At 64.0% G+C, this 20,020-nt stretch carries 23 protein-coding genes, 1 tRNA gene and 1 pseudogene; 12 read left to right on the top strand and 13 right to left on the bottom strand.

The annotated features are described in order from the left end of the window. The first annotated feature begins 304 nt into the window (after nt 1-304). The 4 genes from AC0NIH_RS15470 (at nt 305) to AC0NIH_RS15455 (ending at nt 1,376) form a co-directional block, all read left to right on the top strand. The gene (locus AC0NIH_RS15470; protein ID WP_473465393.1) at nt 305-595 is read left to right on the top strand and encodes a hypothetical protein; all 291 of its coding nucleotides are present in this window, start codon (nt 305-307) and stop codon (nt 593-595) included. A gap of 36 nt (nt 596-631) precedes the next feature. Continuing rightward, nucleotides 632-705, top strand: a tRNA-Gln gene (locus AC0NIH_RS15465). Between the two features lie 99 nt (nt 706-804). Then, nucleotides 805-1,011, top strand: a complete 207-nt coding sequence (locus tag AC0NIH_RS15460; protein WP_013894483.1) for a hypothetical protein — start codon at nt 805-807, stop codon at nt 1,009-1,011. A 119-nt stretch (nt 1,012-1,130) separates the two neighbouring features. After that, nucleotides 1,131-1,376, top strand: a complete 246-nt coding sequence (locus tag AC0NIH_RS15455; RefSeq protein WP_140576255.1) for a DUF982 domain-containing protein — start codon at nt 1,131-1,133, stop codon at nt 1,374-1,376. Nucleotides 1,377-1,395: 19 nt separating this feature from the next. Here the strand turns inward: AC0NIH_RS15455 and AC0NIH_RS15450 are convergent, their stop codons facing one another. Both AC0NIH_RS15450 and AC0NIH_RS15445 read right to left on the bottom strand, forming a co-directional pair. Then, complete coding sequence (locus tag AC0NIH_RS15450; protein ID WP_473465397.1) at nt 1,396-2,469, bottom strand: sensor histidine kinase; 1,074 nt, start codon at nt 2,467-2,469, stop codon at nt 1,396-1,398. A 91-nt stretch (nt 2,470-2,560) separates the two neighbouring features. Next, nucleotides 2,561-2,803, bottom strand: coding sequence for a hypothetical protein (locus AC0NIH_RS15445; protein ID WP_023768197.1), 243 nt, complete (start codon nt 2,801-2,803; stop codon nt 2,561-2,563). A gap of 280 nt (nt 2,804-3,083) precedes the next feature. Here AC0NIH_RS15445 and AC0NIH_RS15440 point away from each other — a divergent pair, with 280 nt between their 5' ends. Next, nucleotides 3,084-3,389, top strand: a complete 306-nt coding sequence (locus AC0NIH_RS15440; protein WP_023779766.1) for a hypothetical protein — start codon at nt 3,084-3,086, stop codon at nt 3,387-3,389. Between the two features lie 86 nt (nt 3,390-3,475). On the opposite strand, the gene AC0NIH_RS15435 is transcribed toward AC0NIH_RS15440, so the two are convergent. The 6 genes from AC0NIH_RS15435 to AC0NIH_RS15410 form a co-directional block, all read right to left on the bottom strand. Continuing rightward, entirely contained in the window at nt 3,476-4,585 is a 1,110-nt protein-coding gene (locus AC0NIH_RS15435; RefSeq protein ID WP_473465400.1) for a D-alanine--D-alanine ligase family protein, read from the bottom strand. Between the two features lie 17 nt (nt 4,586-4,602). Further along, nucleotides 4,603-5,220, bottom strand: a complete 618-nt coding sequence (locus AC0NIH_RS15430) for a C39 family peptidase (protein ID WP_473465402.1) — start codon at nt 5,218-5,220, stop codon at nt 4,603-4,605. 103 nt (nt 5,221-5,323) lie between these two features. Then, nucleotides 5,324-5,839, bottom strand: a complete 516-nt coding sequence (locus AC0NIH_RS15425; protein ID WP_473465676.1) for a hypothetical protein — start codon at nt 5,837-5,839, stop codon at nt 5,324-5,326. 232 nt (nt 5,840-6,071) lie between these two features. Further along, the gene (locus tag AC0NIH_RS15420) at nt 6,072-6,500 is read right to left on the bottom strand and encodes a VOC family protein (RefSeq protein WP_473465405.1); all 429 of its coding nucleotides are present in this window, start codon (nt 6,498-6,500) and stop codon (nt 6,072-6,074) included. Nucleotides 6,501-6,571: 71 nt separating this feature from the next. Beyond that, entirely contained in the window at nt 6,572-7,771 is a 1,200-nt protein-coding gene (locus AC0NIH_RS15415; RefSeq protein WP_473465679.1) for an aminotransferase-like domain-containing protein, read from the bottom strand. A 131-nt stretch (nt 7,772-7,902) separates the two neighbouring features. Continuing rightward, nucleotides 7,903-8,397, bottom strand: coding sequence for a hypothetical protein (locus tag AC0NIH_RS15410; protein WP_473465407.1), 495 nt, complete (start codon nt 8,395-8,397; stop codon nt 7,903-7,905). Nucleotides 8,398-8,514: 117 nt separating this feature from the next. Between AC0NIH_RS15410 and AC0NIH_RS15405 the strand changes: the two genes are divergently transcribed. Beyond that, nucleotides 8,515-9,111 (top strand): DUF922 domain-containing Zn-dependent protease, encoded by a 597-nt coding sequence (locus AC0NIH_RS15405; protein WP_474025266.1) that lies wholly within the window; start codon nt 8,515-8,517, stop codon nt 9,109-9,111. A 12-nt stretch (nt 9,112-9,123) separates the two neighbouring features. Here AC0NIH_RS15405 and AC0NIH_RS15400 read toward each other — a convergent pair. Continuing rightward, nucleotides 9,124-9,677: pseudogene (locus AC0NIH_RS15400) on the bottom strand (RBBP9/YdeN family alpha/beta hydrolase). Nucleotides 9,678-9,785: 108 nt separating this feature from the next. Between AC0NIH_RS15400 and AC0NIH_RS15395 the strand changes: the two are divergent. Continuing rightward, nucleotides 9,786-10,265, top strand: coding sequence for an Lrp/AsnC family transcriptional regulator (locus tag AC0NIH_RS15395; protein ID WP_473465413.1), 480 nt, complete (start codon nt 9,786-9,788; stop codon nt 10,263-10,265). A gap of 153 nt (nt 10,266-10,418) precedes the next feature. On the opposite strand, the gene AC0NIH_RS15390 is transcribed toward AC0NIH_RS15395, so the two are convergent. Both AC0NIH_RS15390 and AC0NIH_RS15385 read right to left on the bottom strand, forming a co-directional pair. Further along, nucleotides 10,419-11,477: a Gfo/Idh/MocA family protein gene (locus AC0NIH_RS15390; RefSeq protein WP_473465416.1), complete on the bottom strand. Its 1,059-nt coding sequence runs from the start codon at nt 11,475-11,477 to the stop codon at nt 10,419-10,421. Nucleotides 11,478-11,627: 150 nt separating this feature from the next. Beyond that, nucleotides 11,628-12,245 (bottom strand): helix-turn-helix domain-containing protein, encoded by a 618-nt coding sequence (locus AC0NIH_RS15385; RefSeq protein ID WP_023768209.1) that lies wholly within the window; start codon nt 12,243-12,245, stop codon nt 11,628-11,630. 136 nt (nt 12,246-12,381) lie between these two features. Between AC0NIH_RS15385 and AC0NIH_RS15380 the strand changes: the two genes are divergently transcribed. From AC0NIH_RS15380 to AC0NIH_RS15370, 3 genes are all read left to right on the top strand, one after another. After that, complete coding sequence (locus AC0NIH_RS15380) at nt 12,382-13,515, top strand: NAD(P)/FAD-dependent oxidoreductase (protein ID WP_473465419.1); 1,134 nt, start codon at nt 12,382-12,384, stop codon at nt 13,513-13,515. 41 nt (nt 13,516-13,556) lie between these two features. Further along, a complete protein-coding gene (locus AC0NIH_RS15375; protein ID WP_473465422.1) occupies nt 13,557-15,173 on the top strand; it encodes an ABC transporter substrate-binding protein in 1,617 nt (538 codons plus the stop codon). A 206-nt stretch (nt 15,174-15,379) separates the two neighbouring features. Then, nucleotides 15,380-16,480 (top strand): serine hydrolase domain-containing protein, encoded by a 1,101-nt coding sequence (locus tag AC0NIH_RS15370; protein WP_473465425.1) that lies wholly within the window; start codon nt 15,380-15,382, stop codon nt 16,478-16,480. A gap of 2 nt (nt 16,481-16,482) precedes the next feature. Here AC0NIH_RS15370 and AC0NIH_RS15365 read toward each other — a convergent pair whose 3' ends face one another. After that, the gene (locus AC0NIH_RS15365) at nt 16,483-16,779 is read right to left on the bottom strand and encodes a hypothetical protein (RefSeq protein ID WP_473465428.1); all 297 of its coding nucleotides are present in this window, start codon (nt 16,777-16,779) and stop codon (nt 16,483-16,485) included. Nucleotides 16,780-16,916: 137 nt separating this feature from the next. Between AC0NIH_RS15365 and AC0NIH_RS15360 the strand changes: the two genes are divergently transcribed. After that, nucleotides 16,917-17,111 (top strand): hypothetical protein, encoded by a 195-nt coding sequence (locus tag AC0NIH_RS15360; protein ID WP_181176884.1) that lies wholly within the window; start codon nt 16,917-16,919, stop codon nt 17,109-17,111. A gap of 130 nt (nt 17,112-17,241) precedes the next feature. Here the strand turns inward: AC0NIH_RS15360 and AC0NIH_RS15355 are convergent, their stop codons facing one another. Beyond that, nucleotides 17,242-19,335: an EAL domain-containing protein gene (locus AC0NIH_RS15355; RefSeq protein WP_473465431.1), complete on the bottom strand. Its 2,094-nt coding sequence runs from the start codon at nt 19,333-19,335 to the stop codon at nt 17,242-17,244. A gap of 228 nt (nt 19,336-19,563) precedes the next feature. Here AC0NIH_RS15355 and AC0NIH_RS15350 point away from each other — a divergent pair, with 228 nt between their 5' ends. Next, the gene (locus AC0NIH_RS15350) at nt 19,564-20,013 is read left to right on the top strand and encodes an ester cyclase (protein ID WP_473465434.1); all 450 of its coding nucleotides are present in this window, start codon (nt 19,564-19,566) and stop codon (nt 20,011-20,013) included. Nucleotides 20,014-20,020: the final 7 nt, after the last annotated feature.

Below are 20,020 nucleotides of genomic sequence, written 5' to 3'. Positions count from 1 at the left end.
GTGGGCCGCTCGGCAGCCTGATCGGTCCTTTGCGGGCAATCGTCATAGCGGTGGTCGCGGCCGCCGCAGAAGGAACAGCACATGGCTTCGCGGCGCTCGTTTCCGGGCCACCATTGCGGCGTCTCGTAAGGCTTCCTGTTTTGCATTCCCAGCAATGCGCGGCGCATCATTTGGTTGCGCAAGCCTGCGCCCCGCCTCAAAGAAGAAACTGTCGCGGAACCGCCGGACAGGATAGTGGTTTTGTGGGAACATGAATGCCTGCCGGATGAAGACGCCAAATCGCGTCAAACAAAGAGAAGCCCTCATGTCTGTTCGTATCGTGTTGATGGCTGTGGCGACGCTGCTCGCGACGACCGCTCTCGCCGATGCCCGCCCCGACAGCCGCCGCATGAGCTGCCACGAGATCCGCGCCATGATCCAGAGCCATCGCGCCGTGGTTCTGACCACCGGCCCGAACACCTATGACCGCTATGTCAGGCAGTTCGGCAACGAGTGCGACTGGCCGGAAGTGCCGATGTCGGCCTATATCCCGTCCCGCGACGGTCACTGCCCGGTCTATCGCTGCGAAGATCCGCCAGACGATATCCCGAATTGACGGCCCACCGTACCGGCGTCATAACGGTCCGACTTCTCCCGCTTCGTCTAATGGTAGGACAGCGCCCTTTGAAGGCGTGAATCGTGGTTCGAGCCCATGAGCGGGAACCAGCCCTTCAGCCAGGCAGCGTCATGTTTTCAAACCGTCCCTCCTGAAACCATTCGATCGACCCTGCGTTGACGCCATGGCCAGACACGAGGAGACATCCCATGACCGTCAACTGCCGCATATCCATCGACAACCGGCCGGACGCCACGGACGTCGTTTTCCAAGCCGTGCCGCGGATCGGGGAGAGCGTTTCCCTGTCGGTTGACGGAAGCGCACAGGATCTGCGGGTCTCGCGCGTCGTGCATGTGCCGGATGGCACGTTGGAAGGCGCCGCGATCATCGTCGAGGTGACGACCAATATCCTCTAGCCCAACATGATTGGCTCGCTGGCGATGGCGCCCCGCGGCCTCACGCGACAGTGATCGGCCGCGATGAAACCTCACGCCGCCGCCGGGCGTTTAGGGGCTGGAGAATTGTCGAGGTTTCAATGCAGACTGCGTGGTTTTCCAAGCCCGTGGTGGTTTCGGTCGGCGTCACCGGCGCCACCCGCAACTTGTCCAACACCCAGCAGGCCATCGAATTGCTGACGACACATTGGCGCGACGCCGGCAGCCTGAAACATCAGTCGGCGCTGCGCGCCTGTCGCCGGGCTGCGAGCGGCGACATGTCTTCCGATGTCGCCAGGGAGGCGTTTGTCGAGGCCGCGCGCGAGGCGCATATCCTGGTCGAATAAGCAGGCTGGCAAGCAGTGCCTAAGTTCCGAAGCCCGTATCGTTGTTGGCCTCGGTACCGGCCTGCGGCACGATGATCGATGCCAGCGGAGCGGATAACCTCCAGATGAGATGCCCGGGCGACCGCTCCAGAGTGGCGGAGCCGCCCAGCGACTGCGGTGCAACGCGCTGCAGGACGACCGTCCCGAACCCCTTGCGGGTCGTCTCCTCGCGCCTGTCGTCGGCATAGGGCGGCGATGTCTCGTTCCAGAGCAGCTGGAATTCTCGCTCGCCCAAGGCATCGCGGCCTGACGCGCCGGAATCTATCGTCCAGGTGATCTCGATCCGGCCGGCCTCGCTGGCCAGGGCGCCATATTTGGACGAGTTCGTGCCAAGCTCGTGGAACGCCATGCCGAGATTCTGGACCGCGTTCGACTGCAGCGTCAGAACCGGTCCGGAGAGCAGTATCTGCTCCTCGCGGCCGAAGGGCTTGAGATGCTCCTGGATCAGGTCGAACAGGCTCGCTCCCGCCCATTCCGAGATGACGAGCAGATCGTGCGAACGTGACAGCGCCATGATGCGGGCGCGGATCATCTCTTCGAACTCGTGCGGATCGCTCGAGCGCTTGCTGGTCTCCCGGACCATCGACAGGATGACCGCGAACTGGTTCTTGACGCGATGGTTGACCTCCCGCATCAGCAGCCTGATGCGGCGCTCGCTCTCCTTGGCAGTGGAAATATCGCGGGCGATCTTCGAAGCGCCGATGATCTCGCCATGGCTGTTCCTGATTGGCGACACCGTCAGCGACACGGCAATCAGCGTGCCGTCCTTCCGCCTTCGCGTCGTCTCATAGCTTGCCACCCGGTCGCCGCTGCGAACCTTGGCGATGATCTCGGTCTCCTCGCTCTTGAGGTGATCGGGAATGAGCATGAGGATCGACTGGCCGATAGCCTCCTCGGCGCTGTAACCGAACATGCGTTCCGCCGCCTGGTTCCAGCTTTGGATGACGCTGCTCAGATCCTTGCTGATAATGGCGTCGAACGAGGAATCGACGATTGCCGCGAGGCGCGCATCGGCGGTTGCCCCCTGTTTATCACCGCCCAGGACGTCGATCATCACCGCTCGCAATGCAGTTTCCCCCCATCAGATAAGGCGCAAGCGGACCAAGGCAATCGCCGGTGCGAGGATTGCGGCACCGGACCGACGTTCACTCGGCTTGTTCAGGTGATCCCTTGCCGTCTCCGTTGGGTTTGATCACCCCGAACTCCTGCGATTTGGCCCCAAGTTCCGCCGTCAGGAAGCCATCCGAGGCAAGACCGCGGCGCAACAGTTCCCGCACCGCGGCCGAGCGGCTGGGCATGCGCTTGTCGAAACGCCAGTTTTCCAGCGCCGCGAGTTCATCATGGGTGAGCATGATCTGCAGTCGTTCCGGACGTTCCAGTTCAGCCATGTCCGCCTCCTTGCGCAGGACCAAAATGCGCTGAGTTAGCATCTATCTCATTTGTCTCATAGTTAGGAATAGCTTCATAGCACGTCAAGTGCCGCCAAAGAGTGGAGTCCCTAATCGTCGTGCCTCACATATGATGACAATGATACATAGGTAGAGCGCTTGTATATCTATGCTAACTGCCTGATTTCAATACGATTTTTGAACATTTATGCTTGCCTCGCGCCGGCAGTCGGCGCATAGTCGGGTCTTGACGGAAACCACATCCCCTTGGGAGGTTTCGATGCGGTATGACTATTCCACCCGGTTGCGCGATGACGTCAGTTCGCTGGTCCGCACCGCAGTTAAGACGGCAGGCATCGTCAACGTCACTCTGGTGGCGGAAAGGATCAGGGTCAGGAACCTGACCGAGAATGTCGCCCTCGAGGACGTCGAATATCTGGTGCTGCAGGCAGCCCTGCTGCTCGGCGCGGCGCTCGAATTCGACACATTGAGCAATTGGCCGGCTTTATCAGAAAGCGGCGTTGCTGATGGCGAAGAGCCCGCGATCAGCACACCCGCGTTTTCGCAACTGGCCTCGATGCAATAACGTCGCCTCGCTGCAGCGCCCGGTGCGATCCAGTGCAAGCGCCCCAGTCAAACGCTTGGAACGGAGCTTTTTGCTCCCGAACGGTATCACCGGCTGCGCGCGGACGGAGCCGGGGTCACCGCACCCCCATGCCTGGCCAGCGCGTGCTCGATCAGCACGTCGATGACCTGGCTGTAGCCGATGCCGATCGCGGCGAGCGCCTTGGCGTACATCGAGATGTCGGTGAAGCCGGGCAGCGTGTTGACCTCGTTGACCAGCAGCGAACCGTCGGCGCGCAGGAAGAAATCGACGCGCGCCATCGCCTCGCAGCCGAGCGCAAGGAAAGCCTGAGCGGCCATTTCCTTCGCCTTGCCGGAGACACCTGCCGGGACATCGGCCGGTACTTTCACCACCGCGCCGTCGGCATCGAAATATTTGGCCTCGTAGGTGTAGAAGCCATGTTTGCCGGCCGGGATGATTTCCCCGGGCAGCGACACCGTCAGCGAGCCGTCGGCCTGCTGCAGCACCGAGCACTCGATCTCGCGGCCTTCGACGAACTCCTCGATCAGCACCTTGTTGTCATAGCGCAAAGCCGTCTCGACGGCCTGCTCGAAGCCATCCCTGTCCTTCACCTTGCTCACCCCGAAGGACGAGCCCTGGCGCGCCGGCTTGGCGAAGAAAGGCAGCCCGAGCGCCCCGGCGATCTCCTGGAAGGAACCGACATCGCCTCCAAGCACGGTCACGGAACGGGCAACGGCAAGCCCGGCCTCGCGCAACAGCCGCTTGGCGACATCCTTGTCCATGGCAGCCGCCGAAGCGAGGATGCCGCAGCCGACATAGGCGACATCGGCGACTTCCGCATAGCCCTGCACCGAGCCGTCCTCGCCGAACGGCCCATGCAGCACCGGAAAGACGACATCGACCGGCGACAAGTCAGGCCGCACGCCAGCTTCGGGCACGGCCACCAGCCGGCCCTTGCCGCCGGGCAGCAGGGCAACCTCCACGCCGTCCCCGGACACCGGAGCGCCTGCTCCGTCGACGCCGGCTTCGGACGATGGCTGCAGCAGCCATCTGCCATCCCTGGAAATGGCGATCGGGACCACCTCGTAGCGCATCCGGTCGATCGCCTTCAGCACATTGGCGGCCGACAGCCGCGACACGTCATGTTCGGCCGAGCGCCCGCCATAGAGGATGGCAACCCTGATCTTGTCCTTCATTGAAAATCCCCTGGAAATCAAAAGCTGACGGCAATGCCGCGATTGGCAAAGAAGCGGTCGAAATCGGACGGCGCCAACACTGCGTTTGCCTGTGTGGCGCTGGTATGGCCGGAAGGATTGTGGAAGCGGAAAAGCCGATCCGACGGGGACGTGACCAGCACAAGATGCCCGCCCTTCGACGGCGGCTCGCGCTCGGGCCAGCGGATCGAACTGCTGACCGAAGCAATGAAAAACCGTGACCGCTGCAGGATCGCTGGAATGTCCGACGTCGCGACATTGGTCATCACCTGCGCCTCCAGGCCAAATTCCGCTTGCACGAAGGTGACGAAGGGTGCGTAGATCAGGCCCTTGATCGATCCCGCGCTGACGACATAGCCGCCATGGCCAGTGCATCGCCTGGCAAGCTCGATCGTCGGCACGATCTCGCCGCGGGTCGCCAGGATCATCTTGAGACACGCCATGCCGCAGATGTTGGCGGCCCAGACCGCGTATTCGTCGAGTGTTGCCGCGCCCGAGCCCTGCCACAGCGGATCGCGCCTGAGCGCTGCCTCGGCGCCATCGGCGAGCACGGCCAGCGTCATGTCGGGCGTTTCCCACTGGCTGAAAAACGGCACGGTTTCAGGCAGTGGACGCATGCGGACTCCCGGGAGTAGCTGGCTCCATCTCGTATACGAGGATACGAGATGGATGAAAAGCTGCTTGGTGCCTGTTTCGAAACTCCAGTAGCCCCGGCGCCGCCTACTCGACCTTCGTCCAGCCGAAAACCAGCCAGGCGTATTTCGATTTTTCGTCGGGCTCGGCAGTGTAGGTCATCTGTATGTCGCCGTCCTTGGCGTAGATATCAAGCCTGGGCGCGGTGTCGAGCTTGAGCCACAGCGAACTCTTGCTGAAGGACCAGGCTCCGCACCAGACGCAAGGCCCCGATGCCGGGTCGCCGGGCTGATGAAAATTGTAGCGGCCGTCCGCCGTGATCTCCAGATAGTCGAACGCGGTGTAAAAATTGGTCACCGTCTGCTGGAATTCACTGGCCGCCGCCTCCTGCTCTGGCGTGGGCGCATCCGTCATGTCGCGCGGCGGCCGGGTGGTCGCGCCGCTGAGTTTCCATTTGCCGACAAAGTCCTTCTGGGTCGGAAGATATTCCTCCTGGGCTTGCGCCGAAGAAATATGAGCAACGGATAATGTACCGGCCAGGCCCATGGTCGCGACCGCAAGTAGAAGTGCTGTGGAACAGACGGCCTTGGTCGCGTTTTGCATAAAATTATTCCTCGATGGCGGGGTAAGGGATGTCAGTTTGGGCGTTTTATTGAAAAATCCGCGGCACGCGTTGCATCGATGCTGATTCCCGCCCGCCATCGGCACGGTTAGCATCGAGGCTGGCAATCTGGCAACGCAGGGGATGCCGTCAATGTGCACGACCTCGGGTCAGGGCGCGGAAAACGCCACCGGAGTGGAATGTCCCTGGCCGGACGGTCTTCTCTAGAATGTCCTAGAAGGTGATCCTCACCGAGGCAGCGCTGCGCGTGTGCGGTCCGTGATGGACGGCCTCGATGTTGTTGCCGTCAGGGTCGAGCAGGAAGGCGGCGTAATAGCCGGGATGATAGGGCCGCTCGCCCGGCGCGCCATTGTCCGTGCCGCCCGCCGCCAGCCCGGCCGCGTAGAAAGCATCGACCATGGCGTGATCCCTGGCCTGGAAGGCCAGATGATGACGGCCGGTGAGCTTTCCCAGTGCGGCGCGGCTGTCGGCACTGGAGACGAACAGTTCATCGGCCCAGAAATGATCCTCGGCGCTGCCGCCGATCGGCACGCCGAGCACACTGAAGAGCGCCTCGTAGAAACGCCGGCTGGCTGGCAGATCCCTGACCACCAGCTGGATATGGTCGATGAGCCGGCCGCGATGCAGTTCCTGGGTCTCCATGCAAAACTCCTCCTCGCAAGACCTCGAATTTAGGCCCGGCGGGAGCGCCGTCAATGCGCGCAGACCAGGCCTTAGCCCTTGAGCAGGGCCGCCAGCCGGGGAATGCCCTCGCTCACCGCGCGACGGTCGGCCAGCGTGAAGGATAGCCGCAGCGTGTTGCGCCCGGTGCCATCGGCATGGAACGCGTTGCCGGGCACGAAGGCGACGCGCGCCTCCTTTACCGACCGCGCCAAAAGCTCAGTGGCGTCGGAGCCTTCCGGGAGCGTCGCCCAGACGAACATGCCGCCTTCCGGGCGGCTCCAGCTCACGCCCTTTGGCATGTTGGCCTCGAGTGCCGCGAGCAAGCCGTCGCGGCGCTCGCGATAGGCGCCGATCAGCTTTTCCACCTGGGCGTCGAAGACGGCTTCGGCGACGCGGTGCATGGCGAGCTGGTTGATCGACGGGCTGTGCAGGTCGGAAGCCTGCTTCATCAGCACAAGTTTCTCCACCACGTGGCGCGGCGCGCACACCCAGCCGACGCGCATGCCCGGCGATAGGATTTTCGAGAACGAGCCGCAATAGAGCGTGCGTGCCTTGTCGATGCCGCCGGAGCGAGCGCAGTCCAAAGCCAGGATCGGCGGCACGCCCTCGCCGTCATAGCGCAGCGCCCGGTAGGCGGCGTCCTCGATGACGGCGATGTCGAGCTCGCCGGCAAGATCGAGCACCGCTTCGCGCTGCTTTTGGTCCAGCGTGTTGCCGGTCGGGTTGGCGAAGTCCGGCACCAGATAGGCGAATTTCACCCGGCCGCCATTCGCTGCGGCGGCGGTGTGATAGGCCGCCGGCGTCATGTTGCCGCCTTCCGGCCGCAGCCGGTCGTAACGCGGTTCGTAGGCGTTGAAGGCCTGCAGGGCGCCGAGATAGGTCGGCCATGTCACCAGCGCGGTATCGCCGGGTGACAAGAACAGCTTGCCAAGATAATCCAGCGCCTGCTGCGAGCCGGAGGTGATGAAGACGTTGCCCTCGTCGCAGGCGATGCCCAGCTTGCCCATCTGCCCGGCGATCCAGCGCCGCAGCGGCAGGTAGCCTTCCGAGACCTGGTACTGCAGCGCCGCCCCCGCCTCCGCACCGCCCAGCACGTCGGCATAGGCGTCGCGGATCGCCTCGGCCGGGAACAGCGACGGATCGGGAATGCCGCCGGCGAACGAGATGATGTCCGGCTGGTCGAGCAGCTTCAGCAGCTCGCGGATTTCGGAGGCTTTCATGCGCGACGAGCGCGAAGCCAAAAGGTTCATAAGGGTCAAGTCACGCCTCCCCGGACGTTTCGAATATAGGTCAACTTGACTGACCTATATCCGCTTTGTCAGGCAATTTGAATAGTGCCTGAATGCCTTCCGCTATGCGCCAGGGAGCGAAGCGACGCGGTTCAATCCCCATCCGCGGACTTGGCCTTGCCGCACTGCGCCAGCACTTTGCCGATGGCTCCGCTGGAGCCCTTCAGCGGAAAACTAGTCGCGCCATATTTGGTTGAACCGACCGATACCTCGCCCTTGGAGCGCAGCAGGTCCAGCAGCGGATCGGCCTTGGTCAGGTCGACCACGAAATAATTGTACATCTCCTCCAGTTGCAGCGTCTTGGTCACTGTCTTGCCGTCGGCCTTGAAATCGAACGAGCCGCTGATGCCCGGTTCAAGCTGCTGGCCGGAGGCGCCGAGGTCCAAGCTCAGCATCGGATTGTCGAAACAGGTCAGCATCAGCTGCGCGTCGCCCTTCGGCCCGCCGCAGACCGAGGCGGTCAGTACGCTGCCGCCCTCATCTTCCTCCATCTTCGCGCTCCAGCCGCCGCACGACGCGGCAAACGCCGGCTGCGCAGCCTGCAGTGCGGCCAAGGCACCGGCAACAGCGAGATATCCAGCTCTCATGACTTTCCCCCGAATTGGCTCCTCTGGAGCATTTGCAGCACCCGCCGGCAGCATATAGGAAAAGCCATCCGGTGGCATTGGCTGTTCAGCACCGGTCCTGGTTTGGAGAGAGCGGTGTTGGGAGCCTGTGTTCGTCTGTGCCTTTTCATGGCCGCCCTGGTGGCCATGCCGCTCACCGCCCATGCGCAGTGGAAGCCGGTCGAGAAGGTCGAGACCTATGCCATCTCGGGCCAGTCCGGACCGGAACTCTACCGCTCGATCGGCGAGAACGGGCCGAATGTCGGCGTTGCCCGGGCCATCGCCCACACCAATTTCAAGCTGACCTGGACCCGGGACTATCAGGCGCGGGCCGGTGCCTGCGTGCTGGCATCGGCCAAGCCGAAGCTCATCATCACCTACACCTTGCCCAGCCCCTCCTCGCCGCTGCCGTCAGCCGTCCAGAAGAACTGGGAGGTTTTCCTCGCCGGCGTCAGCGCCCACGAAAAGGTCCATGGCGTGACCATCGTGGATATGGTGCGCAAGATCGAGACGGCGACCGTCGGCCTGACGGTCGCCGATGATCCCAAATGCAGCAAGATCCGCGCCGAGATGACCAAGCGCCTGTCGGCACTCTCGCTGGCGCAGCGCCAGGCAAGCCGCGACTTCGACCGGATCGAACTCGGCCAGGGCGGCAATCTGCAGAAGCTGATCCTCGCCCTGCTCACTGGCGGCTGAGCGCTCTCACCTTCAAGCCTCGGACATGAGGCTGTCGAGCAGTTCGAGGCCCTCGGGCCAGTCGCCCAGGCCGCTGTCGACATTGATGTGGCCGAACGGCCCGATGACGACGATGCGGCTGCCCCATTGCTTCGCCCGCGCCCGGGCATATTCCTGCGAGCCATAGGGATCGTCGGTGCTGGCCACCACCAGCGAGGGGAAACGCAGCCGGCCCTCGGGAATTCTGGCGAAAGCCATGCCATATCCGGGAAAGACCGCCGACGCCGGGTCGGGAACGCCGACCAGCAACGCCGCCTTGACCGGCCTTAGCGAAATTTTCTGCCAATGCGCGACCAGCAGGCAGGACAGGCTGTGCGCGACCAGCACCGGCGGCCCGGGCGCCGCGCCAATCGCTGCCTCCAGCGCCGCCAGCCAGTCGGTGAAATCAGGCAGGTCCCAGCTTGACGGCTGGAAGCGCTGCATCGCGCGATTGGCGCTTTCCCAGCGCGATTGGCGCTTTCCCAGCGCGATTGCCAGTGCTCCGGGCCGGAACCGCCACTTCCCGGCAGGATGATGAAATGCGTCATGTCGCCTTGCTCCAATCGATTGTTCGGGCATGATGGCGTCTTGCGGTGGCGTCGGGAATGGGAAACCATCGGGTAAATCGTTCTCTCGCCGATGGATTCAAGGTGGCCATGAAGATCAGTGATGAGCGCGCGCCGCTCGACCCCACCGACATCGCCATTGTCGAGGCCATGCAGGAGAACGGCCGCATCGCCATATCGGAGCTCGGCCGCCGGGTCGGCCTGTCGCAGCCGGCCACCTCCGAGCGGGTCAAGCGGCTGGAAGAGCGCGGCGTCATCGCCGGCTACACCGCGGTGATAAATCCGGCCGCCCTTGGTCTTGGCATGATGGCGATCATCCGCGTGCGCACCACGCATGAGCACATCCGGCCCTGCCTGAAGCAGTTCGCCGAAATGCCCGAGATCACCGAGGTGCACCGGCTGACCGGCGAGGATTGCTTCATCCTGAAAGTGGTCGTGCCCTCGCCCGCCCACCTTGAAACCATCGTCGACGCCGTGGCGCGCCACGGTGCGGTCACCACGGCATTGGTGCTGCGCAGCGAGACGCCGAAGCCGATCGGACGCGAGCTGATCCGGAGGTCGGCCGGTTAGAGCAATTCCAGGAAAAATGTGAGCGGTTTTCCATAAGGAACTGCTTCGATCTGTCGGGCCAGCCCTATCGGCTGAGATCAAGCGCGGCGCTCAAATCTCCATCGGCGGCTGATCGTTGTTGCCCCACAGAAGGGAAGACCTTGCCAACCACTCTCACCGCGTGTCCGCGCGTGCCGCGAGCTCTGCCCGCCTCTCATCCGACACCACCGCCAGATCCAGCACCTTCTGCAATTCGGCGGCGTGGCGGAAGGACGGTTCGGCTTGCACGCCGGTTCGCACCGCATCGGCGAAACGCTGGTAGTTGGTCGGCACGGTGCCGGCGTCGAGCTCTTCCCATTTGCCATCGTCGACATTGTCGCCGACGCAGGCCTTCAGCGCCGAGCCGTCGAGATTGTGCATCACCTCGATGCCGCCTCTGTCGCCATAGATGCGCAGCCGAAGCTCGTTGAGATGGCCGGTCGCCCAGCGGCTGGCATGCACCACGCCGAAGGCGCCGTTGGAAAAATCCAGCGTCATGGCGAAGCTGTCATTGGCGTCGAGCCCATAGTCGCCGATGCGGTTGCCGGGCGCCTTGTCGAAGGTGCGCAGCCGGCAGAACACATGGTCGATGTCGAGCGCAGCACCATAGCTGGCGAAATCGAGGATGTGGATGCCGACATCGCCGAGCACGCCGTTCGAGCCGTGGCCGCGCGACAGGCGCCACAGCCATTTCGGATCGGTGCGCCAGTCGCCCCAGAATTTCGACACCAGCCAGCTTTGCAGATAGGACGCCTCGACATGCCGGACGGTGCCGATCTCGCCCGCCTGCACCATCTGGCGCGCCTTCTGGAGTGCCGCGACATTGCGGTAGGTGAGGTTCACCATATTGATGATGCCGGCGGCTTCCGCGGCGTCGGCCATCTCGGTCGCCTTGCCGAAATTTTCGGCCAGCGGCTTCTCGCACAGCACCGGCTTGCCGGCGGCGATCAGCGCCATGGTGGTCGGATGATGGATGCGGTCCGGCGTCACATTGGCGACCGCGTCGAAGGCGCCCCATTGCAGCGCTTCCTCCAGCGAGGTGAAGCGGTTGGGAATCTTGTAATTGTCGGCGAATTCGCCGACGCGCGCCGGGTCGACATCGGCGGCGCCGACGATGTCGACACCCTCGACGGCGCTGAAGCGCCTTGCATGTTCCTGCGCCATCCAGCCGGTGCCGAGTATCAAAAGCCGCATTTTTTCTCCCGTCGTCTCAGGGTGCTGCCGGCGACTGTGGAGATACCCCTCTCCTCCCGGCCCTCTCTCGTCCCAGCCAGCGCCTCAGATAGCGCGGAAAATGCCGCCGTCGACACGAATGTTCTGTCCGTAGCCGGCGAGGCGCCGCCCTTACCCCTCCACCGTCTCCAGCACGCTCAGCAGCGTGCCTTCCATGTCGGGCTCCTCGCCGGAGCAGACGCACAGCACCTCGGCGTCGCCCTCGCCCACCGACAGATAGGCGTGACCCATGGTGGAATCGATGTAGACGCTTTCGCCCTCTTTAAGCCGCACCGGCGCGTACTGGTCGGTGTGCAGTTCGATCTCGCCCTTCAGCACGATCAGGAATTCCTCGCCGGCATGTTTCGTCAGCGGGCCGAATTCCTCCGGCGTGCGGGCGCGCGCATAGGCATGGATCGGCACCATGCGCTTGCGCACCAGATCGGTGGCGAGATAGCGGTAGTCGTAGTTGCGGGTCAGCTGGCGCAGCGTGTTGGACTGCGAGGTCACCGAGCGGCGGGTGCGCGCCGAAGGCTGCTTGCGGTCGCCGCTGAGCAGTTCCGTTACATGGATGCCGAGCCCCTCGCAGATCTGTAAGAGCTTGTCGTAGCTCAGTGACATCTGGTCGTTCTCGACCTTGGACAGCGTCGACACAGCGACGCCGGTAAGCGTGCTGACCTCCTGCAGGGTCCAGCCATGCGTTTTTCTCAGGGCGCGAAGACAGTCACCGAGGTTCGGTTGCTCCGACATTGTCAGCTCCGTTGCGCGGCCATCGAGCCGCTTGCCCACCCTAGGTAGTCGAACTCCCCGTCGCCATCAACAACATCAATAATTTTCTTATACGCTAAATATTGACTGGATACGAAATTATTTTTACGAATGGCGGATGCAGTCGAACTCCTCCAAAAAAATCGTTGTCATCGGTGGTGGCATTGCGGGCCTGTCACTGGCCGCCGCCGTGCGGGATTGGGCCGAGGTCACTGTCATCGAGCGCGAGCCGCATCTCGGCTACCACGCCAGCGGCCGCTCCGCCGCTTTGTTCACCGAGACCTACGGCAACCGGCTGGTGCGAGCGCTGACGCTGGCCAGCCGCCAGGCCATCGTCGAGGGCGGCTTCGTCGCGCATCGGCGCGGCGCGCTGCATGTCGGCTGGAAAGGCGACGACGCGGCGATCGATAGGCTGGCCGGCGAATTGCAGGCGCTGGTGCCCAGCGTGCGCCGCCTGTCGGCGGCCGAACTCCATGCGCTGGTCCCGGTCATTGCCGCCAGCGCCACCTGCGGCGGCGTCTATGAGCCGGACGCGGTGGATGTCGACACCGGCAAGATGCTGGCAGCCTGCGCCTCGGCGCTGAAGACCAGCGGCGGCACCATCCGCACCGGCGAGGAGGTCCGCGCCATCTCGGCCCTCGGCGGCCGCCTGCGGGTGGAAACCAGCGCCGGCGCCTATACGGCCGACATCGTCGTCAACGCCGCCGGCGCCTGGGTCGACATCGTCGCCGGCATGGCGGGGCTCCCCGGGCTCGGCTTCCAGCCGAAACGGCGCACTGCTTTCCTGTTCGATCCGCCCGCCGCCACCGATATTGCCGGCTGGCCGCTGGTCGTCGACCTGCACGAACAATTCTACTTCAAGCCCGATGCCGGCAGGCTTATCGGCTCGCTCGCCGACGAAACCGATTCCGAGCCGTGCGACGCGTATCCGGAAGACATCGACGTCGCCATCGTCGTCGACCGCATCGAGCAGGCGACGTCGATGCGCATCGGCCGTCCGTCGACGCCGTGGGCGGGCTTGCGCACCTTCGCGCCTGATCGCACGCCGGTCGCCGGCTTCGATCCGCGCCTGCCCGGCTTTTTCTGGCTCGGCGGCCAGGGCGGCTACGGCTTCCAGGTGTCGCTGACTTTGGCCAGGCTGAGCTCGGCGCTGATGCGCGGCCAGCCCGTGCCCGAAGATGTCGCAGCACTCGGCGTCACCGCCGCGGCGCTGGCGCCAGATCGTTTCCTCGCCCAGGCGGCGACGCCATGAGTTCCATGCCCACCCGTAAAGTGTCATCAGGAGCGTTTGCGATGAAATCCACCGTTCTGCGCGCAGTCCTAATCAGATCCCTTCTGGCCTCGTCCGTCCTGGCCGCATCGATGCTTGTCGGCCAGGCCAATGCCAAAACCCTGGTCTATTGTTCGGAAGCCAATCCCGAGACCTTCAACCCGGCGATCGGCATTGCCGATTCGACCATGGACGCCGCCGCCAAGACGATCTTCAACCGGCTGGTCGAGTTCAAGCCAGGCACGACCGAGGTCGGACCGGCGCTGGCCGAAAGCTGGGAGGTCTCGCCGGATGGCAAGACCTATACTTTCCACCTCAGGCACGGCGTGAAATTCCAGTCGAACGAGCACTTTGCGCCGACGCGCGACTTCGTCGCAGACGACGTGCTCTACACCTTCAACCGCCAGCGCGATGCCAACAATCCCTATCACAAGCTCGGCGGCGGCGCTTACGAGTATTTCAACGCGCTGGGCATGGGCACGCTGATCGACAAGATAGACAAGGTCGACGACCACACGGTGCGGTTCACGCTGACCGCTGCCAACGTCACCTTCCTGGCCGGGCTCGCACTCGACTACCTCTCGATCCTGTCGTTGGAGCAGACTGAGAAGATGGTGGCCGCCGGCACGCCGGAGCTGATCGACAGCCAGCCGGTTGGCACTGGGCCGTTCGTGCTTCAAGCCTATGTGCCCGACAGCCAGGTCCGCTATGCCGCCAACAAGGACTACTGGCGCGGCGCACCGAAAATCGACACGCTGGTCTTCGCCATCACGCCCGAACCGACCACCCGCGTCGAGCGCATCAAGGCCAATGAGTGCCAGGTCGCCGCCCCGCCGCCGCCAAGTGCCGTCGCCGACCTGCGCGCCGATCCCGACATCACGGTGCTCGATCTCAAGGGTCAGAATATCGGCATCCTCGGCTTCAACGTCGAACACCCGCCGCTGGGCGATGTGCACGTACGCACAGCGCTGGCCAAGGCGATCGACCGCAAGGCGATCGTGGAAGCCGTGTATGCCGGCGCCGGCACGGTCGCAGGCAGCGTCGTGCCGCCGGCGCAGCTCGGCGCCGTCACCGATGCCGGCATCGACTACGATCCCGAAGGCGCGAAGAAATTGCTGAAGGAGGCCGGCCACGAAAGCGGCCTCAAGATCAGCCTGTGGGCGATGCCGGTGTCGCGCCCCTACAACCCCAACGCCAAGCGCATGGCCGAGATGATCCAGGCTGACTGGGCCAAGGTCGGCGTCCAATCGGAGATCGTCAGCTTCGAATGGGGCGAATATCTCAAGCGCACCGCCGCGGGCGAACAGGATGCCTTCCTGCTCGGCGGCAGCAGCGACAATGGCGATCCCGACAACATGCTGAGCTATCTCTTGTCCTGCGACGGCGTGAAGGGCGGCTCCAACCGCTCGCGCTGGTGCGACAAGGATTTCGAGAAGCTGCTCGACGAAGGCCGGGTCGCCGCCGACCCGAAAGAGCGCGCCGCCATCTACGGCAAGGCGCAGGCCATCCTGAAGGCCGAGGTGCCGGTGGCGCCGATCGCCCATTCGATGGTGGCGATCCCGATCCGCAAGAGCGTTCTCAACTACGTGCTCGACCCCTTCGGCCGGCAGAATTTCGCCGCCGTCGATATGGCGGAGTGAGGCGGGGCGCTTCTTACCTTCCCCCGTTTTGTGGGGGAAGGTGGATCGGCGCGCAGCGCCGAGACGGATGAGGGGTGTTCCAGCGGAGTGAGGCGTTGGCGTTCCAGTGGAGCGTTGGTGTTCCCTGGAACACCCCTCATCCGACCTCGCTTCGCGAGGCCACCTTCTCCCGCAAGGGGAGAAGGGAAAAAGAAAGCGAGACATCCATGCCAAAAGACCTGACCTCCCTCCTCGACACCTATCTCGCCGATGGCGCGGTCGGCACCTCGCTCGCCTATTCGACAGGCGCCACGCCAACCGCCCTCACCGCCGGCCTCTCCGACCGGCAGCACGTCACCCCTGTCACTCCGGACCAGCTGTTCAAGATCGGCAGTTGCACCAAGACCTTCGTTGCCGCCGCCCTGGTCAAGCTCGCCGAGACAGGCAAGCTCGACGTCGGTGCGCCGATCTCCGCCTGGTTCCCGGATCTGCCAGGCGCCAAAGACATTTCGGTGCGGCAGCTGATCAACCACCGCAGCGGCCTGCCGGAATTCGAGTACTACATCCCGATGGACCCGAGCCGGCAGTGGACGCCCCTGCAGCTGGTCGATATCGCCTTCGCCTCCGACAAGCAGAAGGCGCCGGGCGGTCCCGCCGTCTACAACAACACCGGCTATGTGCTGGCCGGCTTGGTGATCGAGGCCGTCACCGGCCAGTCGCTGGGCGGCTATGTCAGGAGCGCGATCCTCGAGTCGCTTGGCCTGGAAAACACCTGGTCGCCGGCGACCGAAGCCTTTCCGGAAAAGGCGATGGTGCGCGGCTATTACCACCGGCCGCCGCCAGCGCCGAATGCGCCCACCGACATCGCCTCGGGCGGCGAGATGTGGCGCATGGACGGCGTGCTGCCCTACGCCGACGACCTGCAGGACTCTTCCGATTCCTTCCCGTTCGGCGCTGCCTATGGCTGCGGCGACATGGTGTCGACGCCATCCGACATGGTGACGTTCATGCGCGGTCTGTTCTCCGGTAGACTGTTGTCGCCGCCCTTCTTCGCCGAGATGTTCGAACACCGCGTGCCGGCGAGTTTTCCAGGCACCCGCATGCGCGAGACCGGTGCCGGCATGTTCCAGAGCGCCTATGCCGACCGTGCCTTCTACGGCCATCAGGGCAGCATTCCGGGCTACGTCGCCGTGATGCTGCACGATCCGCTCTCAGGATTGACCATCGCCATGACCAGCAATGTCGGTTCCGGCAACCGCCTGTCCTTCCAGGCCAGCGGCTTGCATCCGGTTGTCGATCAGGCGATCCGGATTATCCTGGGAGACTGACTTTATCCACTCAAGGGCGCCGGCCGGAAGACAGCGACGGCCGCCGCGACAATCTCCGCATTGTCTTTTGCCGTCCTGCCATCCTCCAGCCCGACCCGCGTCGACCAGCGCTTCCGATGCGCAAGCTCCACGAACGGCCAGACCGTGGCGTCGACGCCGTGCAGCAGGATCGGGCGCCGCAGTCCGGCGCATTCTAGCACGGCGGCGATGCCGTGCGCTTCGTCGAGTGCTGCAGTCATATCCCATATGTCGATCTCGATCAGGATGCGCAGCACCCGGTCGCGATCGGCAAACGTCACGAAGCGCTCGGCATCTTCCGTCCTGGCAAGCCCGGCCTCGATACCGGCGGCATTTGAATAAAAAGCGCCTGTGGATATTTACCTCGCGTTCCGCCAGGCCGGCCAAGATAAATTAGGGCGGGATCATGGAGGGACCATTGACCAGCGATTTTTCAGCCGCCCGCGTCCACCTCGAACGTGCCTATCACTATCTGCGTGGCAATGACGAGACGAGCCGTGCGGCGTGTGACGCCCTCGATCTGTTGATCGAAACGGTGGCGGAAGCACAACACAGGCGACCCGAAATTGGGGTAGTGGAATTTCCGCGATCGACGGCGCGGCAAAACCGTTAGAGAGCAATCCAGGAAAAATGTGAAACGGTTTTCCCGGGAAAAGCGCCTAGCGCCTTCCCTTGGGATTGCGTCAAAACCTAGTGTCGAGTTTCAGGTAAGGTCATCCTCACCTGAAACTCGATACCCCGGTTCACGATGCCTTGCGGGTCGCCACGTCGCTCGCACGTGCGACGATCTGCTCAAGCGGCTCCGGCCGGTGCAGCAGGAAGCCCTGGCCGAAGGCGACGCCCATATCGCCGAGCATAGCCAACGTGTCCTGGCGCTCGATTTTCTCGCCCACCACGCCGCAGCCGAGGCTGCGGGCAATGCTGGTGATGGCCAGTACGATCTCGCGGTCGAAGCGGCTTTCCGTGATGTGTTCGATGAAGGAACCGTCGATCTTGATCGTGTCGACGGGGAAACGCCTGAGATATTCGAACGAACTCATGCCGGCGCCGAAATCGTCGAGGCTGACCCGGCAGCGCCGCTCGCGCGCCTTGCGCACGAACTGTTCGGCGGCGTCGAAATTGGTGACGGCTGCGGTCTCGGTGATCTCGAAGCCGATGCCCGAATGCGGCACTCCGGTCTCGTCGATGACACTGTCGACGAACGCCCACAGTTGCGGATCGCTCAGCGTCTGTGCCGACAGGTTGAAGCCGAGCGTCAGCGAGCCAGAGCGCAAGGCGGCGCCGTACCGCGACAGCGCGGTGCGGATGATCCAGCGGTCGAGCCTTGAAGCGATGCCGAACCGCTCGGCCACCGGAATGAATTCGCCCGGCGGCACCAGCCGGCCATTGCGCCCGGCGAGCCTGGCCAGCACTTCGACATGACGGCTTTCCTGCCAGGGCTTGCCGAGCAGGTGGATTTCCTGGCCGAACAGTTTCAGCCGTCCGTCTTCCAAGGCGTCGACCGTATCGGCGGCGACGCGCGCGGCATTGAGCCCGCCAGACCCCGATTCGACCATCGTGGAGAACACCGCGAAACGATTGCGCCCGGCAGCCTTGGCCGCATAGCAGGCGTCGTCGGCGCAAGCCAGCGCATCGGCCACCGTGGTGCTGGCGTCGTCGATGAAGGCGATGCCGATCGAGGCCGCCAGTTTGCGTGACAACGCGGCCGTGCCGAGGTCGGCCTCGCGCACCGCGCCGAGCACGGCAGTGGCGATCCGCTCGGCCTGCGAGGCATCGCAATGCGGCACCAGCAGCGCGAATTCGTCACCACCCAGCCGCGCCGCGTGCGCCGCCTGCGGCAGGCAGCCACGGATGCCGGCGGAAACGCTCTTCAGCGCCAGGTCGCCGGCGGCGTGGCCGGCAAAATCGTTGAGCGCCTTGAAGTAGTCGAGATCGAGATAGAACACCGCCAGCGGCACACCCGCGGCGATGTGGTCGGCGAGCAGCCTGTCGAAGGCGGCGCGGTTGCACAGGCCGGTCAGCGCGTCGTGGCGGGCCGCGTAGGCAAGCTCCTGCTGGCGCAGCTTTTCCTCGGTGATGTCGCGCACCGTACCGAGGATCTGGCCGGCAGCACCCGCGGCGGCAACGAAGCGCACCAGCGACTCGACATGGCGGATCTCGCCGTCGCGCCTGATGATGCGGTATTGCGAGGCGGTGACGCCGTCAGAGCCGGGTGGCGGCAGATGCGCCCGCTCGGTAGCTTCCTTGTCGTCGGGGTGCAGATAGCTGTGCCAGAGGTCTGCTGTCACCTCGTCGGTGCCGGCGACCAAGCCGAATATGTCCCTGGTGCGAGCATCCCAATAGCTCTTGTTGGTGGCAATGTCGTAGTGCCAGATGCCGGTGCCGCTGGCGGCGAGCGCCAGGCGGAAGCGCACATTGACCTGTTCAAGCTCGGCCTCGGCGGCCTTCTGCTTGGAAATGTCGGTTTGCACACCCATCAGCCTGGTGGGCCTTCCGGACGTGTCGCGCTCGACGATGCCGCCGCGATCCAGCACCCACACCCAATGGCCCAGCTTGTGCTTGAGCCTGAGTTCGGTCTCGATGGCATCGGTCAACCCCGCAATATGGCGGTCGCCGCTGGCCAGCGCATGCTCGCGGTCGTCGGGATGGGTGAGTTGCAGCCACATGTCGCTGGTGGCGGCGAGCTCATCCTCGCTATAGCCCAGCATATGCGCCCAGGTCGCCGAATAGAAGCAGTCGCCGGCCCGAATATCCCAGTCCCAGACGCCAAGATGGGCGCGTTCCAGCGCTTTCGCCCAGAACGTTCCATCGCGACTTTTCTTGTCCTGACGCGCCATCGTCTGTTTCGCCTGCCCCACCCGCGGGCAATCTGCGACAGAACCAGAGAAGAAAGCGTTACTTCTGCCGAAGGGAAGCCGCTCAGCCCGACAGTCGTTCGTTTGTGAACGCGCCTTTCGATTGGCGGGCAAGAACCGGAGTTTTACTGCCCCCGGTTCGTCCTACTGCTTGTCCCAGGCCACCGGCCCATCCGGTGAGCCCAAAGGCAAGGACAAGAGGATCCTCCAATGACCAAGCAAGAAGACAACAAGGCCGTCGTCGTCAGATGGTTCACCGATTTCTGGGGTGAGACCTGCGACCTGTCGGTGGTCGACGAGATCGCGGCGCCCGACATGCTGTTGAAATATTCGCTGCATGAGCCGCGTCGCGGCCGCGACGATATCAAGGCCTTCATGACCGATTTCCGAGCCGCCTTCCCGGATCTCAACTTCTGGGCCACCGCCGACCTCATTGCCGAGGGCGACTATGTCGTCGGCCAGTGGGAAGGTGGCGGCACGCATACCGGTCCGGCCTTCGGCGATTTCCTGGCCGGCTCGCTGCCCGCCGCCACCGGCCGCACGATGCGCTTCACCGGCACTACGGTGCTCAAGGTGATCGACGGCAGGATCGTCGAGGAGATCGGTCTCGACGACGGCGTTGCCGCCCTCACCCAGCTCGGCCTGATGAAGGCCGCCTGAGGCCGCC

This window comes from Mesorhizobium sp. WSM1386 (assembly GCF_055901595.1).
This window is presented reverse-complemented; position numbering and strand designations above follow the sequence as displayed.

Excerpts from the sequence above, each read along its gene's own strand:
- AC0NIH_RS15470 (WP_473465393.1), top strand. The coding sequence starts at position 305 with ATGTCTGTTCGTATCGTGTTGATGGCTGTGGCGACGCTGCTCGCGACG.
- AC0NIH_RS15460 (WP_013894483.1), top strand. The coding sequence starts at position 805 with ATGACCGTCAACTGCCGCATATCCATCGACAACCGGCCGGACGCCACG.
- AC0NIH_RS15455 (WP_140576255.1), top strand. The coding sequence starts at position 1,131 with ATGCAGACTGCGTGGTTTTCCAAGCCCGTGGTGGTTTCGGTCGGCGTC.
- AC0NIH_RS15450 (WP_473465397.1), bottom strand. The coding sequence starts at position 2,469 with ATGATCGACGTCCTGGGCGGTGATAAACAGGGGGCAACCGCCGATGCG.
- AC0NIH_RS15445 (WP_023768197.1), bottom strand. The coding sequence starts at position 2,803 with ATGGCTGAACTGGAACGTCCGGAACGACTGCAGATCATGCTCACCCAT.
- AC0NIH_RS15440 (WP_023779766.1), top strand. The coding sequence starts at position 3,084 with ATGCGGTATGACTATTCCACCCGGTTGCGCGATGACGTCAGTTCGCTG.
- AC0NIH_RS15435 (WP_473465400.1), bottom strand. The coding sequence starts at position 4,585 with ATGAAGGACAAGATCAGGGTTGCCATCCTCTATGGCGGGCGCTCGGCC.
- AC0NIH_RS15430 (WP_473465402.1), bottom strand. The coding sequence starts at position 5,220 with ATGCGTCCACTGCCTGAAACCGTGCCGTTTTTCAGCCAGTGGGAAACG.
- AC0NIH_RS15425 (WP_473465676.1), bottom strand. The coding sequence starts at position 5,839 with ATGCAAAACGCGACCAAGGCCGTCTGTTCCACAGCACTTCTACTTGCG.
- AC0NIH_RS15420 (WP_473465405.1), bottom strand. The coding sequence starts at position 6,500 with ATGGAGACCCAGGAACTGCATCGCGGCCGGCTCATCGACCATATCCAG.
- AC0NIH_RS15415 (WP_473465679.1), bottom strand. The coding sequence starts at position 7,771 with ATGAACCTTTTGGCTTCGCGCTCGTCGCGCATGAAAGCCTCCGAAATC.
- AC0NIH_RS15410 (WP_473465407.1), bottom strand. The coding sequence starts at position 8,397 with ATGAGAGCTGGATATCTCGCTGTTGCCGGTGCCTTGGCCGCACTGCAG.
- AC0NIH_RS15395 (WP_473465413.1), top strand. The coding sequence starts at position 9,786 with ATGAAGATCAGTGATGAGCGCGCGCCGCTCGACCCCACCGACATCGCC.
- AC0NIH_RS15390 (WP_473465416.1), bottom strand. The coding sequence starts at position 11,477 with ATGCGGCTTTTGATACTCGGCACCGGCTGGATGGCGCAGGAACATGCA.
- AC0NIH_RS15385 (WP_023768209.1), bottom strand. The coding sequence starts at position 12,245 with ATGTCGGAGCAACCGAACCTCGGTGACTGTCTTCGCGCCCTGAGAAAA.
- AC0NIH_RS15380 (WP_473465419.1), top strand. The coding sequence starts at position 12,382 with ATGCAGTCGAACTCCTCCAAAAAAATCGTTGTCATCGGTGGTGGCATT.
- AC0NIH_RS15375 (WP_473465422.1), top strand. The coding sequence starts at position 13,557 with ATGAAATCCACCGTTCTGCGCGCAGTCCTAATCAGATCCCTTCTGGCC.
- AC0NIH_RS15370 (WP_473465425.1), top strand. The coding sequence starts at position 15,380 with ATGCCAAAAGACCTGACCTCCCTCCTCGACACCTATCTCGCCGATGGC.
- AC0NIH_RS15355 (WP_473465431.1), bottom strand. The coding sequence starts at position 19,335 with ATGGCGCGTCAGGACAAGAAAAGTCGCGATGGAACGTTCTGGGCGAAA.
- AC0NIH_RS15350 (WP_473465434.1), top strand. The coding sequence starts at position 19,564 with ATGACCAAGCAAGAAGACAACAAGGCCGTCGTCGTCAGATGGTTCACC.